Source organism: Mesorhizobium sp. M0243, from assembly GCF_040321775.1.
GTDB lineage: Bacteria > Pseudomonadota > Alphaproteobacteria > Rhizobiales > Rhizobiaceae > Mesorhizobium.
On the sequence record NZ_JAMYSF010000003.1, the window covers coordinates 263,034 to 276,861 of the forward strand.

Here is a 13,828-nt window from a genome sequence, read left to right on the forward strand (position 1 = left end):
CGTTGCTGTGCAGCCGTCTGAACGGGGCCGGCTTGCCGCAGAAACGCGCAGCCGTCCGGCCCTTCGCTCTCGCTCCCTGCCCTTCGGGCGTTCAAACCCTTTGAAAGGTCCACTGGACCTTTCAATCCGCCCGAAGGCGGACCGGGCTTTCACCGTTCGTCACTCGGAAAGCCAAGCAGTTGGCTTTCCGTCCGCCGCGCGGACCGTTCCTCACCCCTTGGCAATGGGCCGGGCGGCTTGTATAGAGCCCGCCACTCTCAATTCCATTCTCAGACAAGGACGACCCATGGCGCTCGAACGCACATTTTCCATGATCAAGCCGGACGCAACCCGGCGCAATCTCACCGGCGCCATCACCAGGATGCTGGAAGAGGCAGGCCTGCGCGTCATCGCCTCGCGCCGGGTCTGGATGAGCCGCCGCGAAGCGGAAGGCTTCTATGCCGTCCACAAGGACCGCCCTTTCTTCGGCGAATTGGTGGAATTCATGTCGTCGGCACCGACGGTCGTCCAGGTGCTGGAAGGCGAGAACGCCATTGCCAGGAACCGCGAAGTGATGGGCGCCACGAACCCGGCTAACGCCGCCGAAGGCACCATCCGCAAGGTTCATGCGCTGTCGATCGGCGAAAACTCCGTGCACGGCTCCGACGCACCGGAGACCGCGGCAGAAGAGATCAAGTACTGGTTCTCGGACACCGAGATCGTCGGCTGAGCCGATAGTCCAGACCTTGGATCCCGTAAAAAGAAGGCCGGCGTTTCGCCGGCCTTCTTCGTTGGGGGGTCAGCTCGCCGCGCTAAAGCGCAGGATCTCGCGGCCGTCCTTGTCCGATATGATGAGCTTGCCGGCATCGACACGGTATGACGCCGCCTTGGCCAGCGCATCGAACAGCGCCTTTTCCTCGGCCATCACCTCGGGCGCACAGGCCTTGTAGGTAGAACCGATGTCTCTGATCACGATCGTTTGGCCATCGAGTTTGGCAGTGGCGAAATAGGTGTTGCAGGGGCCGCTGCCGCCCGCCTTGCCGGCCTCGCTGACCCTGAATGTCGCTTGCGGGGCAGCAATGGCGCCGATGCCGTCGACATAGTCGACCAGCCAGAGCTGATCGAAGACCGAAACCATGGGCTCGGCGCTCGGGGTGACCATCTTCAGCATGATGGTCTGCGGCACGTCGGCCAGCGGATCGACCTGATGGCGCATATCGGAGATGAACAGCAGCTTGTCATCGACGGTGATGCGGGCTTGCAACGCGTAGGTCATCTGCGACCGGATGACGGAAGGGTCGAATTTGATCTCGAAGCTGATCGGCACCTGGCCGGCCGGCTGCACTTTCTGCTCGCCGATGATGGTGGCAGGCGCATCGGCCAGCGACACATCGGCAAGTTGTACGGACAGCACGGCACTGGGCGGCAAGGCAATGCGCTCGCGATAGATGACCTCGCCCCTCACGGCCTGTTCGGCGGCAACAGACTGGTCCGGAACGGCCAATATGCCGACGACCAGAGGCACGAAACCGAAGATGAAGAACTCCGCGATCCTGTCCAGCATGACCATCTCCCTCACCCCTGGCTGCCAATGCCCCGGGCTGCCAATGCCCCAGGCTGACCAATCCTGCCAATTGGCCAAAGGATTGCGGTCAATGCATGGCTGCGGCGGATCTTATTCGGACTGAGACCAGCGTTGCGCGGCCGTTGCATCGGCCTCCTTGGCCTCGACCCAGCCACCCTCCGAGCCGTCAGCCCGATGCTCCTTCTTCCAGAAGGGCGCGCGCGATTTCAAATAGTCCATCAGAAAATTCGCCGCCTCGAACGCCGCATGGCGATGCGCCGAGGCTGCCACGACCAGCACGATGTTCTCGCCGGGCGCGATCTTCCCGTGGCGGTGGATGGCGGTGAGCCCCTGCAATGGCCAACGCTCGACCGCTTCAGCAGCGATGCGGGCGATTTCCGCTTCGGCCATGCCGGGATAGTGTTCGAGCTCGAGCGCTGAGAGCGCGCCCTGCTCGTCGCGGCAAAGGCCTGAGAAGGTCACCACGGCGCCGATATCGGCGCGGCCTTGCGTCAGTCTGGCGATCTCGGCGGCGACGTCAAAATCCTGGCGCTGAATGCGCACGACAGGTAAGACCCCGCCGCTCATGTCAGCCCCCGGTCATCGGCGGGAACAGCGCGATTTCGCGGGCGCCCGCGATCTTCTCGCGGTGCTCGACATGTTCCTGGTTGATGGCGACGCGGATCACGTCGGGATATCGCAGCGCGTGCTCGTAGCCCTCGCCGCGCGATTTCAGCCAGCGCAGGAGATCGGCGACCGTCTCGATGCCGGCAGGCAGGTCGACATCCTCCTCAGGCAGGCCGATGCGTTCGCGCACCCAGGCAAAATAAATGAGCCGGGTCGTCATCTCACTCGTCCATGATGTGCTTGAGGCCGGCGCGGAAATAGTCGTAGCCCGTATAGAGCGTAACCAGCGCCGCGATCCACAGCAGCACCAGCCCGGTCTGGGTGGTCAGCGGAAAAATCTTGTCGCCGGCCGGTCCGGCCAAGAGGAACGCTATGGCGACCATCTGGATGGCGGTCTTCCATTTTGCCAGCTGCGTCACCGGCACCGAAACTTTCAGCGCCGCCAAATATTCGCGCAGACCCGAGACGAGGATTTCGCGGCACAGGATGATGATCGCGGCCCACAACGACCAGCCGGCAATGCCCGCATGGCGATCGGTGTCGGCGGCCAGCAGCAGCAGGCAGGTGGCGACCAGCAGCTTGTCGGCGATCGGGTCGAGCATCTTGCCGATGTTGGAGGTCTGCTGCCAGGCGCGCGCCAAATAGCCATCCAGATAATCGGTGATCGAGGCGAGCAGGAAGATGATCAGCGCCGACCAGCGGGCAAAGTCGCTCGACTTCAGATGTCCTTCGAGAAAAAAGCATAGCACCACCAGCGGCACCGCGACGATGCGGGCGTAGGTGAGCATATTGGGCAGGTTGAACGCGCGCTTGGCCATATCTGGGAAACTCTTTCTGCCTGCCTACTCAAATCAGAAGCGAATGTAGGGGGTCAACAGGCGAGAATCGATTGACCAGACGAAAATAGCATCCTTGCTGTCAGCTCTCATGGAAATGATTGTAGACTAGTTTCGCCACCTGCTCGGAAATACCGTCGACTTTCCTCAAATCCTCGATGGCGGCGCGGCTGACCGCCTTGGCGGTGCCGAAGGCCAACAACAAGGCGCGTTTGCGGCCTGGACCGATACCGCTGATCTCGTCGAGCGGGCTCTTGACCATCTCCTTCTTGCGGCGCGCCCGATGCGAACCGATCGCGAAACGATGGACCTCATCGCGCAGCCGCTGGACGAAATAGAGCACGGGATCGCGAACCGGCAGCGAAAACGAGTCCCTGCCTTTGACGAAGAACCGTTCGCGGCCGGCGTCGCGGTCCTGGCCCTTGGCGATGCCGATGGCAACCACGCGGTCCTCGATGCCGAGATCCGAAAGGATCTTGCGCACCGCGGTCATCTGGCCCTGGCCACCGTCAATCAGGATGACATCGGGCCAGGCCGGGAAGCTGCCGGAGATATCGTCCTCCATATCGTCTGCCGAACCATCAACTGCATCGCCAGCCGGGACATCGCCATGCTCCTTGAGCAACCGCGAAAACCGTCGCTCCATCACCTCGCGCATCATGCCGAAATCGTCACCAGGCGTGATCTCGGTCGAGCGGATGTTGAATTTCCGGTACTGATTCTTCACAAAACCTTCCGGCCCGGCGACGACCATGGCGCCAACGGCATTGGTGCCCATGATGTGCGAATTGTCGTAGACCTCGATGCGCACCGGCGGCTTCGGCAGGCCGAATGTCTCGGCGAAACCCGCAAGCAGGCGTCCCTGGGTGGAGGTTTCAGCCAGCCGGCGTCCGAGCGCCTCGCGGGCATTCTGCAGGGCGTTGTCGGTCAGGTCCTTCTTCTCGCCACGCTGCGGCACGGAGATCGCGACCTTGCGGCCGGCGCGGGTGGAGAGCGCCTCGGCCAATAGTTCCTGATCCTCGACGCCATGCGACAGAAGAATGTTCCGCGGCGTCGGCTTGTCGTCATAGAACTGCGCCAGGAACGAACCCAACACCTCGGCTGCTTCCAACGCCGGATCGGCCTTGGGGAAATAGGCGCGGTTGCCCCAGTTCTGGCCGGTGCGGAAGAAGAACACCTGGATGCAGACCTGGCCGCCTTCCTGATGGATGGCGAAGACATCGGCTTCGTCGACGGTAGCCGGATTGATGCCCTGGTGGCTCTGCACATGCGACAGGGCCGCAAGTCGATCGCGATAGATCGCGGCGCGCTCGAAATCGAGAGCTTCCGACGCCTGCTGCATGGCGGCCGAGATTTCCGTCTTCACCTTCTGGCTGCGGCCGGACAAGAAGTCCTTCGCCTCGCCGACCAGTTCCGCATAGTCCTGATGCGAGACCTCGCCGGTGCAGGGGCCGGCGCAGCGCTTGATCTGATAAAGCAGGCATGGCCGCGTGCGGTTCTCGTAGAACGAGTTGGTGCAACTCCTGAGCAGGAAGGCGCGCTGCAGGGAGTTGATGGTGCGGCCAACGGCACCGGCCGAGGCGAAGGGCCCGAAATAATCGCCTTTGCGCGAGCGCGCGCCGCGATGCTTGTAGATGCCGGGCGAGACATGGTCGCCGGTCAAGAGGATATAGGGAAACGACTTGTCGTCGCGCATCAGGACGTTGAAGCGCGGCCGCAAGCGCTTGATAAGGTTGGCTTCGAGCAGCAGCGCTTCGATCTCGGTGCGGGTGACGACGAACTCCATCGTCGACGTTTCGCGCACCATGCGGCCGATGCGGGTGGTGTGGAAGCGGCCTTGCGCGTAGTTGGTGACGCGCTTCTTCAGGCTGCGCGCCTTGCCGACATAGAGCACATCGCCGGCAGCGTTCATCATGCGGTAGACGCCGGGCGCGTTGGGCAGCCGCTTGACCAGCGTCTGGATCACCTCGGCGCCGATCATGCCTTCCGCGTCGCCGGCATGCGGCGTCCAGTCGATGGCGGTGAAGGCGACATCGGGACCGACGGTTTCAACGATCTCCTCGACTGCCTCGTCCTCGACGTCGATATCGGGGGGCAGATCGTCGGCGCCGCCGCGCGGCTTGCTTTTGTGGTCTACGGGACTCATTCCGTCATGCCTGTCACATCGGGCGTCTGCCACGCAAGATGCTGGCCGCCATCAAGCGCGATCATCTGGCCGGTGACCGAGCGCGCTTCCCAGAGATAGCGGATCGTGGCGCCGAATTCCGGCAAATCCGGGCCGCGCTTCAGGACCAAGCCATCGACTTGGGCTGCAAAATCGCTGTCATCCTGACGCGCGTTCTTCAGGGTCGGCCCCGGGCCGATGGCATTGACGCGGATGCTGGGGCCGAGCGCTTGCGCCATCATCTGCGTGGCCGTCCACAGCGTCGACTTGGACAGCGCATAGGAGAAGTAGCGCGGCGTCGGCCGCCAGACGCGCTGATCGATCATGTTGACGATCAGGCCCTCCTGCCCTGCCGGCAACGCCCGGGCGAAATTCTGCGCCAGGAGCGCGGGCGCTTTCACATGGACGGCAAAGTGCCGGTCCCAGGCCCGCCAGTCGAAATCCAGAACCGAATCGTCCTCGAACAGAGACGCATTGTTGACCAGCAGCGGGATCGGTCCGAGCGCTGCTTGCGCCTGGCCGACGAGATCGCCAACGGCGTCCATATCGGTCAGATCGGCGGCGACCACGGCGGCACGGCCACCTCCGGCGATGATTTTGGCAGCCAACACATCGGCCTCGGTGCGCGAGCGGTTGCAATGGATGGCGACGGCAAAACCATGCGCGGCGAGATCCTCGACGATCGCCCTGCCGATCCGCCTGGCCCCGCCCGTCACCAGCGCCGTGACAGTGGCTTTGCTCATATGGTGTCAATCCTCAATTTCGGCCCGAAAAAGCGGTGCCGGCGAAATATGGCCCGGCATGCGTTAAATGGTGTTCGCACCTTGGGCAGCATTGTGGCGAAACGGCCGTTTCGACATCCGGCCCGCCCTGGACTCGGGCGCGCCCGACCGCAATATAGGGTGCTGGAGTCCTTGCACCAAGCGGTGTGCAGCGCAGCACGGGATGGTTCCTGCCATTTCGCTGTTGCGAAGATGCAACGTCAAGGTTCTGCCTCATTCGTGCCGGGGAATGACCCAAGTTCAGGTTCGCTTCAGCCGCATTTTGACACGACATTTGGAACCGACGAACGCCAGATCCGTTTCACCCCCCGGACGGGTAGATGGCGATCGTGAGAAACAAGCCTGTGTCCTGTGGCTTAAGGAGTAAAGAACAATGCAAGCCAATCTCAAATTCGCACGGCCGCTGGCCGTTGCGCTCGGCCTCTTCGCCCTCAGCGGAACTGCCTATGCTGCTGACGTGGTTTCGGAAGAGCCGCCGGCACCTGCGCCGATCGCTGAACTTCCGGTCGCTTCGTGGGCCGGCCCCTACGCCGGTCTCAACGTCGGCTATGGCTTCAGCGGCCGGACCAAGGAAAAGGATTTCGACGTTGAAACCGATACCAAGGGTTTCGTCGGCAGTGTCTTCGGCGGCTATCAGTGGCAGCAGGAGAACTTCGTCTACGGCGCTGAAGCCGAACTCGGCTACAACGGCGTCAAGGGCGACGACAACGGCATCGACTCCAAGGCCGGCTTTGAAGGTTCGCTGCGTGCCCGTCTCGGCTACGCGGTCAGCCCAGAAATCCTGCTCTATGGCACCGGCGGTCTCGCCGGCAGAAGCCTGAAGGTGGAAGACACCGTCCTTGGGGCCAGCGATCGCGCAACGATGCTCGGCTGGACCGCCGGTGTTGGCACCGACATCAAGTTGACCGACAATGTCTTCGGCCGCGTCGAGTATCGTTACACCGACTTCGGCAGCAAGAGCTTCGACGGTATCGGCAAGGTCAAGGCCACCGACAACCGCGTCACCTTCGGCGTCGGTATGAAGTTCTAAGTCGTTCAAGCCACGACACGAAAAGCCGGGCCTCGCGCCCGGCTTTTTTGTGTCTGAGTGATTTTCCCCGGTGATCGACTGATCACCGGCAAATCAATTCCGGGTAATCGGCTATCAACCGGGAATGCAGGGCCTCAGCTCTGGAAACTTCTCGTCGAAGCGCGCAGCCCACCGTGTCAGCCGGGCACGACCCTTCTCCCATTTTCCGGCAAAGCGCAGCGAGAGATAGCCAAGGCAGGCGCGCAGCGCCATCTGGCCGGCGGTGATCTTCTTCGGCAGCTTCGGCGGGTTGGCGTTGAGCAGGTCGAGTGCCGCCGTGATCTTCGCCCACTGGCGATCGAGCCAAGGCTGATAGACCATCTCCTCGGGCCGCGTGCGCCGTTCATAGACCATCGACAGCGCGCAGTCGCAAATGCCGTCGGCCAATGCCTCCAGCACTTCCGCCTCGAGCCGCTTGTCGGGATTGCGTGGAAAAAGCGCGTTCTTCGACAAACGGTTGAGATGCTGGGTGATGGCGCGACTGTCATGGATGGAGCGACCGTCGTCGAGCACCAGAACCGGGATCTTGCCGAGCGGGTTGGCGGTCATCAAGTCGGCCGGCTTCTCCTCGGTCTTGATCGGCACCAGATCGACAGCGATGCTGGCATAGGCTGCTGCCATTCGCACCTTGGAACTGTAGGGAGAAGACGACGCATAGAGCAGTCTGGGCATGATCGGTTTCCTGTTTTGCAGGCCGGCACTGTTGACCGATCAGGCGCGATCGAGCAATGGCCAGAAGCGGAAAACCCAGCCGCCAGCGAGCGACGCATCGGCCAGGGCCGTTTAGCGAGCGCTCCATGAAAACGGCGCTTCATCACCATGGTCGCCGAGTTGCCGGGATCGCATGGATCAGCCAGCCGACAGGCAGACCGAAGAGCCTCGCGCCGATATTTCATCCCCCGCATGAATGACACAAAAAAAGCCCCACCGGACTTCGCCCTGTGGCGAAGTCCTGGGAGCTGCGAAAAGATATCCTCGTCCGCCTCTGTTCTCGCCTTCCGACTGCCTAAACAGCGAGCGGGGCGCCTGTCAGGCACCCGCCCTTGACTGTTTCGGCACCGCCCCGGCGAGGGAAGACGCGACTACTTCTTGCCGGCCTTCGCGGGCGCTGCCTTCGGCTTGGCCGCAGGTGCCGCTTTCTTCACCGGTGCTGAAGATTTCGCTGCCGCAGCCTTCTTTGCCGGAGCAGCCTTCGCAGCCGGCTTCTTGGCAGGTGCAGCCTTGGCAGCCGGTTTTTTGGCAGGTGCTGCCTTCTTCGCTGCGGGTTTCGCAGCGGCTTTCGCTGCAGGCTTCTTGGCCGGTGCCGCCTTCGCAGCCGGCTTTGCCGCTGCCTTGGCAGGTGCTGCCTTCTTCACTGCCGGTTTCGCAGCAGCTTTCGCTGCCGGCTTCTTGGCCGGTGCTGCTTTTGCCTTGGCCGCCGCGGCCTTCGGCTTGGCAGCGGGTGCTGCTTTCTTCACTGCAGCTGCGACCTTTGCCGTCGCTGCTTTTGCGGGTGCTTTCTTTGCCGGTGCCTTGGACGCCGGCGCTTTGGATGACTGCTTAGCCATGCGATGCCCCTTCCTTTGTGCCGACGGCCGTAATGACCCGGCACGCTCATGCATATCTGACTCGCGGCTTGCTAGCCAGCGAAGCAATAGACTGATTTTCGCAGCTTAAATTTCGGTTACGATCGGCACATGGTCGTGCTGACCGTCGCAGAAATTCACTGCTGATCTTCGACCAATGGCTAGAATGTGTCGCCGACATTCTCCACACTCCGCGGGACCGCTCCTCTCGTGAAGCTCCCAAGATCAGTGAACAGCTTTGCATGTCGATCGTCGGTCGCCGATATCATGACCGCCGCCTCATCGGTGCGATCATCTCGTGCAGGCGCACGATCTATACTGCAATGCGACAGCCGGTCGATGCATCGTCTTGTCAAGCACGATCGCAGATCGGCTTGCTCGTGAATTGACAGATAACTCTACATGACAGAGTATTCTGTACAGCATGCGGGAGCACTTCAATGTCGATCGCACAGGAGCAAGCGGCGCTGCCGCCGTTCCAGATTGCCAAGACGGTCCGCCACGGCGGCAGCATGGTTGTCCGTGGCCTCCGGCTTGGCTGCGCCGGAGCCAATCGATGAGTGCCGACGAAATCATCCACCAGAGCACTCGGCTCAGGATCATGGCCGCGCTGAGCATGCTGGAAAGGCGTCAAACACTGGACTTCACCGGGCTGAAGGCCATCGTGGACGTCACCGACGGCAATCTCGGCGCGCACCTCGATACGCTGGCCAGGGCGGGTTATGTCGACATCGAAAAGCTGTTCGTCGGCCGCCGGCCGCAGACGCGCCTCAAGGCGACGACGAGTGGACGGCGCGCGTTCCGCGGCCACGCCGCATTCCTGCGCAAAATCCTCGATCAGGCCGAGGCGGCGCCGCGCAGGAAATAGCATGGTGACCGGGCAATCCTGCGCGATCCGCAGTTCCGTCACGGCTGATAACCGAGGCAGATGGCGCCGAGCGCGACGATGGCGCAGGCGCCGACCCGCCGCGGCGTCAGCACCTCGCCGAGGAACAGGCGTCCGATGAAGGCCGCGAAGACGACGCTGGTTTCGCGGATCGCGGTAATCGGCCCGGCCGGCCCGAGCGCGAAGGCCGCGACCACGACACCGTAGGCCAGAAGTGCAAACAGGCCCCCGCCCAGCGCCTTCCAGGTTTCAGACGCGCGCAGGTCGACAATGAGCCGGCCACGGCAGGCGACGAAGGCCGCCGGCAGCAACGCGCCGTAGATCAGCAGGACCCATGCGGTGTAGGCGCCGGCGTTTCCCGCCGCCCGAACGCCGAGCGCATCGACCGTCGCATAGGCGGCGATGATAGCTCCCGTTGCCAACGCATAGAATATCGATGTCGTGGCGGCCCTGCCCCTTCCGAGAGAAAGGCCCATGATGCCGCCCGCAACCAGCGCGACACCAATGGTCTGCGGCAGAGTGAGCTGCTGGTTGGCCAGGAAGAACCCGCCGAGCGTGACAAGCAGCGGCACGCTGCCGCGAACGATCGGATAGACCTGTCCCAGTTCGCCATATCTGTAGGCGGCCACCAGAAACAAACTGTAGCCAACCTGCAGGCAGGCCGAGAGCACGATGTAGGACCAGGCCGGCGCGGCCGGAAGGGCGTGGAAGAAGGCGAAGGGGATGGCGAGCGCCGTGCTTGAAAAGCTCATGACGGTGACGGTCCACAGCCTGTCGGCCCCCGTGCGCAGGAACGCGTTCCAGCTTGCGTGCAGGATCGCCGCAAACAATGCGAGCCCGATGACCAGCGGGCTCATTGCGGCCTGCGCGAAGCAGCGACGATGCCCATGGCCGCCTTGCGGGCGTCGCGAATGGCGGCGTCGGCCTGCCCCATCTGCGCCAGCAAGGTCGCACCTTCGATCAGCATAAGCAGCGTCGCCGCCACGCTCTCGGCGCGGCCGCGCGGCATCACCTCTTCGAGGATAGACCGCATGCGCCGCTTGAGGCCGTTCTTCTGCCTGACAACGGCCTTGAAAACCGGATGCCTGGGATCGCCGAACTCGGCCAGCGCATGTGCGAACAGACAGCCATGGAAATCCGGGCTGCGGAACCAGCGTGCATGCCAGTCGAAGATTCTTCCGATTTTCTGTTCCGGCGGAATGCCCTCTTGGGCGAGCCGGTCGAGCTGGCGGTCGAAACGCATAGCGCGATAGCCAAGCACCTCGACGATCAGTTCGTCCTTGCTGGGAAAGTGGCGATACATCGTCATCTTGGCCACATCGGCTTCGGCGATGATCCGGTCGATACCGGTCGCATGGAAGCCGGCGCGCTTGAACAGCACGTAGGCCGTTTCAACGACGTGCTGGCGCTTATCGGAAACGGGCGATGGTGTCATGCGTTTACCGAGTGGTGAGACAGGTCTGTCTCATAGCTATGCGACGGATCGCGTCTGCTGTCAACGCGGCACAAAAAACGCCTGCAGCCGATCAAGCCACAGGCGCGAAAGAGATTGGAAGGGGAGACCGGGTTTAGCGCAGAATGCGGCAGCGGCCGTTGTAGACCATCCAGCGGTCGAAGCCCGAGACGCAAAATTCGACATTGTCGCCGATCGAGGCAAAGCCCTGGCCTTCCTCGATCAGGTACCAGATGGTGCGATCGCGGCCGTCGGACAGACTGACGGTGGCGCCGCAATAACGGCGACCGATCGGCCAGGTATCGTTGGCCGCCAGATAGCGATGCTGGTGGATGCGCCGGAAATCGGTGATCTGCACGTCAGGCAGATGCGGCACGTGATGCACCTGATAGGAAAAGCGGCTGGTGATCTTGTTCAGTACCCAGGGCTGACCGCAGACCCCGCTGTCTTCATCGGAATAGACCGTAAGATCGGCGGCCTGCACGGTCTGGGTGATACCGAGAGGCGCGGCAAGCGGGGTGCAGAGCGAAATCAGGGCGGCAAGGGCGGATTTGGTGAAGCGAGTCATGGCAGCCTCTCAAGGTCGATTGCGCGCACTGTGCGGATTCGCTCGGCGGCGGTCAAGCGGTTGCGTTGACAATGGTTTCCCAGTTTGAAACCGCTTTTTGACCAAAGCCGAGTTTGCACGCACCGGAATGGCTCTGGCACGTTCATATCCAGACCCAAGAGAGCACGGTCCCTGGGTCATCGATGAGCCCGCCTCAAGCCTGCTCGCCGGCCAGCCATTCCAACGACCAGTGCGCCGGCCGCCCCACCGCAAGCAGCCTGTGCAGGGCCGGCAGCAGCGTCCGCAGCTCGCCCTCCAGCGTGAACGGCGGGTTGACCACCAGCAGACCGCTGCCGTCGAGGCTGGGTTCCGAAGAGGCCGGCCTGATCTCGAATTCGATGTCGAGCAGCTTCGGAATGCCGGATTGCTTCAGCGCCTTGCGGAAGGCGATGATCGCCTTGCGGTCCTTGATCGGATACCAGAGCGCGTAGATGCCGCCGGGCCACCGCTTGTGCGCCCTTATAAGCCCGTCGACAAGGCGTTCGAACTCACCCGCTTCCTCGAATGGCGGATCGATGAGGACAAGGCCGCGCTTTTCCTTCGGCGGCAGATGGGCGCCGAGCGCCAGCCAGCCATCGAGCTCGATGATCCGGGCCTGGAAATCGCCGGCAAAGAACGTCCTCAGCCTCGCGGCATCCTTGGGGTGCAGCTCGATCGCCGTCAGCCGATCCTGCTTGCGCATGAGATGGCGCGCAATCAACGGCGAGCCCGGGTACTTCTGGATGCCACCCTCGGGGTTGAGCGACCGTATTGTCTCCAGATAAGGCGCGAGCAGCACCGCCACCGGCGCGGCAAACGAGGCATCGATCAGCCTGCCGATGCCGCCTTGCCATTCACCCGTCTTCTGCGCTTCGACGGACGACAGGTCGTAGCGGCCAATACCGGCATGGGTGTCGACGACCCGAAACGCCTTGTCCTTCTGCTTCAGATACTCGAGCAAGCGTGTCAGCACGACATGCTTGACGACGTCAGCGAAATTCCCGGCATGATAGGCGTGGCGGTAGTTCATGGTTTTGTACCGTTATGCACGTCGTTGTCCCAAACCGCTGCACACTTTTGGGCGACATGCATCAGCCCCTGCCCCAGCGCGGCGGTGGCGGCTGCGAGTTGGGATTTTCCGGCCGGCCGCCACGAGTGCGCAAAGTCAGCAAGAACCCGATCAGGCCGATCGCCATCAGCGCGAAGCCGACCGGCCGTGCACGGCTGTCGATCTCGCCGGCGCCGGAGCGCAGGATGAGATCGACCGCCCGCATCGGTATGTCGTCGGCATCACCCGGTCCGACGGTGAAGATGTAGGGACCCGGGCTGACGGTCGCGATCACGCCGGCCTCGTCGCGAAAGATCTTGTCGGGCAGTTGCGGGCTGGCCTGGCGAGGATTGTCGGAATGGTTGAACTGCAGCGTCGAGGCGAGCACCGTGCGGCCATTGCTTGCAGCGGTCAGCGTCAGCACGGTGCGCTGCTGCGAGACGATGCGCTCTGCTCTTGCGGTCAGGTCGACCAGCACCCGCACCGGCGCGTCGCGGCCGGAGAGCGGCACCGTCAGCGGCTTGAAGCGGCCCTGCTCATAGACCCGCCAGGTGCCGATCTGATGGCCGGAGAAATTGCTCATCGCCCAGGGATAGACGACACCAATGCCGGCGCCGACGAGCAGGATCAGGACAAACAGAAAGCGCATTCACATCACCACATTCCATCGTGACCTTGCCAATAGCGCCCCAACGATCAAAAGGCGATGGCCAGCCGAGTCGCCACCCCAGGCGATCGAGCTAGACGTGCGCAAGCAACAACCCGGTGGCGGCGTGGCCGGGCGCCAATGCGGAGTTCTACCTATGCGCTTAAAATTCGTTGCCGAAATGACCGCTCCTCCACTATGAAATGAACACGCGCATGCGCTTTTCGGCGAAATGGGCCATCGGTGCGCCTTGCGAACCAGAGGCCTTGATGCGCAAAGATCATGAACAGCGGCACCAAAAGAGGATAAAGTCAAAATTCGTCCCTGTGAATGAATTTGCTTACAAAGCTTTAGCCCTTGCCCTTCTTCCAACTATAGCCAGCTGCGGCGTGCCTACGATAGGTCAAGCCCTATGGTATGAATATTCGCGCCCTGGAATTTATATTTGCACTCCGAGCGGTTTCGGGCAGCAATCTCGTTGCTATCTGAAATTTTCCCGTCGCTTGGGTCGTTAAATCCACTTTCGGCTGGATCCATCCCGACCTCGCCCTGAATTGCGCAACCCCTCCTCCATGGCGATCTTGGCTGCCAAGCGCTGATTCGACATAACGAACAGCGTGTGG

Annotated in this window: 16 protein-coding genes; 3 read left to right on the forward strand and 13 right to left on the reverse strand. The window is 62.5% G+C overall.

All coding sequences use genetic code 11. The features are described from left to right. The first annotated feature begins 286 nt into the window (after window positions 1–286). Entirely contained in the window at window positions 287–709 is a 423-nt protein-coding gene (gene ndk, locus NKJ11_RS05485) for a nucleoside-diphosphate kinase (protein ID WP_013532476.1), read from the forward strand. Window positions 710–778: 69 nt separating this feature from the next. Here the strand turns inward: ndk and NKJ11_RS05490 are convergent, their stop codons facing one another. The 6 genes from NKJ11_RS05490 to NKJ11_RS05515 form a co-directional block, all read right to left on the reverse strand. Then, on the reverse strand, window positions 779–1,543 hold the full coding sequence (locus NKJ11_RS05490) for a YbaY family lipoprotein (RefSeq protein WP_023812625.1): 765 nt from the start codon (window positions 1,541–1,543) through the stop codon (window positions 779–781). Window positions 1,544–1,654: 111 nt separating this feature from the next. Next, window positions 1,655–2,131 (reverse strand): molybdenum cofactor biosynthesis protein MoaE, encoded by a 477-nt coding sequence (locus NKJ11_RS05495; RefSeq protein WP_023812626.1) that lies wholly within the window; start codon window positions 2,129–2,131, stop codon window positions 1,655–1,657. Window position 2,132: 1 nt separating this feature from the next. Beyond that, window positions 2,133–2,390, reverse strand: coding sequence for a molybdopterin converting factor subunit 1 (moaD, locus tag NKJ11_RS05500; RefSeq protein ID WP_023812627.1), 258 nt, complete (start codon window positions 2,388–2,390; stop codon window positions 2,133–2,135). A 1-nt stretch (window position 2,391) separates the two neighbouring features. Then, window positions 2,392–2,988: a CDP-diacylglycerol--glycerol-3-phosphate 3-phosphatidyltransferase gene (gene pgsA, locus NKJ11_RS05505; RefSeq protein ID WP_023673449.1), complete on the reverse strand. Its 597-nt coding sequence runs from the start codon at window positions 2,986–2,988 to the stop codon at window positions 2,392–2,394. 100 nt (window positions 2,989–3,088) lie between these two features. Beyond that, entirely contained in the window at window positions 3,089–5,152 is a 2,064-nt protein-coding gene (gene uvrC / locus NKJ11_RS05510; RefSeq protein WP_352676640.1) for an excinuclease ABC subunit UvrC, read from the reverse strand. Next, on the reverse strand, window positions 5,149–5,913 hold the full coding sequence (locus NKJ11_RS05515; RefSeq protein ID WP_352676638.1) for an SDR family oxidoreductase: 765 nt from the start codon (window positions 5,911–5,913) through the stop codon (window positions 5,149–5,151). The genes uvrC and NKJ11_RS05515 overlap by 4 nt, the downstream gene beginning before the upstream one ends. 412 nt (window positions 5,914–6,325) lie before the next feature. Between NKJ11_RS05515 and NKJ11_RS05520 the strand changes: the two genes are divergently transcribed. Further along, the gene (locus NKJ11_RS05520; protein WP_023812630.1) at window positions 6,326–6,982 is read left to right on the forward strand and encodes an outer membrane protein; all 657 of its coding nucleotides are present in this window, start codon (window positions 6,326–6,328) and stop codon (window positions 6,980–6,982) included. A gap of 114 nt (window positions 6,983–7,096) precedes the next feature. Here the strand turns inward: NKJ11_RS05520 and NKJ11_RS05525 are convergent, their stop codons facing one another. Beyond that, window positions 7,097–7,693 carry a glutathione S-transferase family protein gene (locus tag NKJ11_RS05525; RefSeq protein WP_352676635.1) on the reverse strand — a complete coding sequence of 199 codons (597 nt, stop codon included), beginning with the start codon at window positions 7,691–7,693 and terminating at the stop codon, window positions 7,097–7,099. A 410-nt stretch (window positions 7,694–8,103) separates the two neighbouring features. Further along, window positions 8,104–8,568: a hypothetical protein gene (locus tag NKJ11_RS05530; protein WP_024504297.1), complete on the reverse strand. Its 465-nt coding sequence runs from the start codon at window positions 8,566–8,568 to the stop codon at window positions 8,104–8,106. A 574-nt stretch (window positions 8,569–9,142) separates the two neighbouring features. On the opposite strand from NKJ11_RS05530, the gene NKJ11_RS05535 reads away from it, so the two are divergent. Next, window positions 9,143–9,454, forward strand: a complete 312-nt coding sequence (locus NKJ11_RS05535; RefSeq protein WP_352792850.1) for a transcriptional regulator — start codon at window positions 9,143–9,145, stop codon at window positions 9,452–9,454. A gap of 38 nt (window positions 9,455–9,492) precedes the next feature. Here the strand turns inward: NKJ11_RS05535 and NKJ11_RS05540 are convergent, their stop codons facing one another. The 5 genes from NKJ11_RS05540 to NKJ11_RS05560 form a co-directional block, all read right to left on the reverse strand. Beyond that, entirely contained in the window at window positions 9,493–10,329 is an 837-nt protein-coding gene (locus NKJ11_RS05540; RefSeq protein WP_352550509.1) for an EamA family transporter, read from the reverse strand. Beyond that, window positions 10,326–10,907 carry a TetR/AcrR family transcriptional regulator gene (locus NKJ11_RS05545; protein ID WP_352550511.1) on the reverse strand — a complete coding sequence of 194 codons (582 nt, stop codon included), beginning with the start codon at window positions 10,905–10,907 and terminating at the stop codon, window positions 10,326–10,328. The genes NKJ11_RS05540 and NKJ11_RS05545 overlap by 4 nt, the downstream gene beginning before the upstream one ends. A 133-nt stretch (window positions 10,908–11,040) precedes the next feature. After that, complete coding sequence (locus NKJ11_RS05550; protein WP_352676631.1) at window positions 11,041–11,493, reverse strand: hypothetical protein; 453 nt, start codon at window positions 11,491–11,493, stop codon at window positions 11,041–11,043. A 193-nt stretch (window positions 11,494–11,686) separates the two neighbouring features. Further along, the gene (locus NKJ11_RS05555; protein WP_128305672.1) at window positions 11,687–12,541 is read right to left on the reverse strand and encodes a 23S rRNA (adenine(2030)-N(6))-methyltransferase RlmJ; all 855 of its coding nucleotides are present in this window, start codon (window positions 12,539–12,541) and stop codon (window positions 11,687–11,689) included. A gap of 61 nt (window positions 12,542–12,602) precedes the next feature. Beyond that, window positions 12,603–13,208, reverse strand: a complete 606-nt coding sequence (locus NKJ11_RS05560; protein WP_352442189.1) for a hypothetical protein — start codon at window positions 13,206–13,208, stop codon at window positions 12,603–12,605. Window positions 13,209–13,828: the final 620 nt, after the last annotated feature.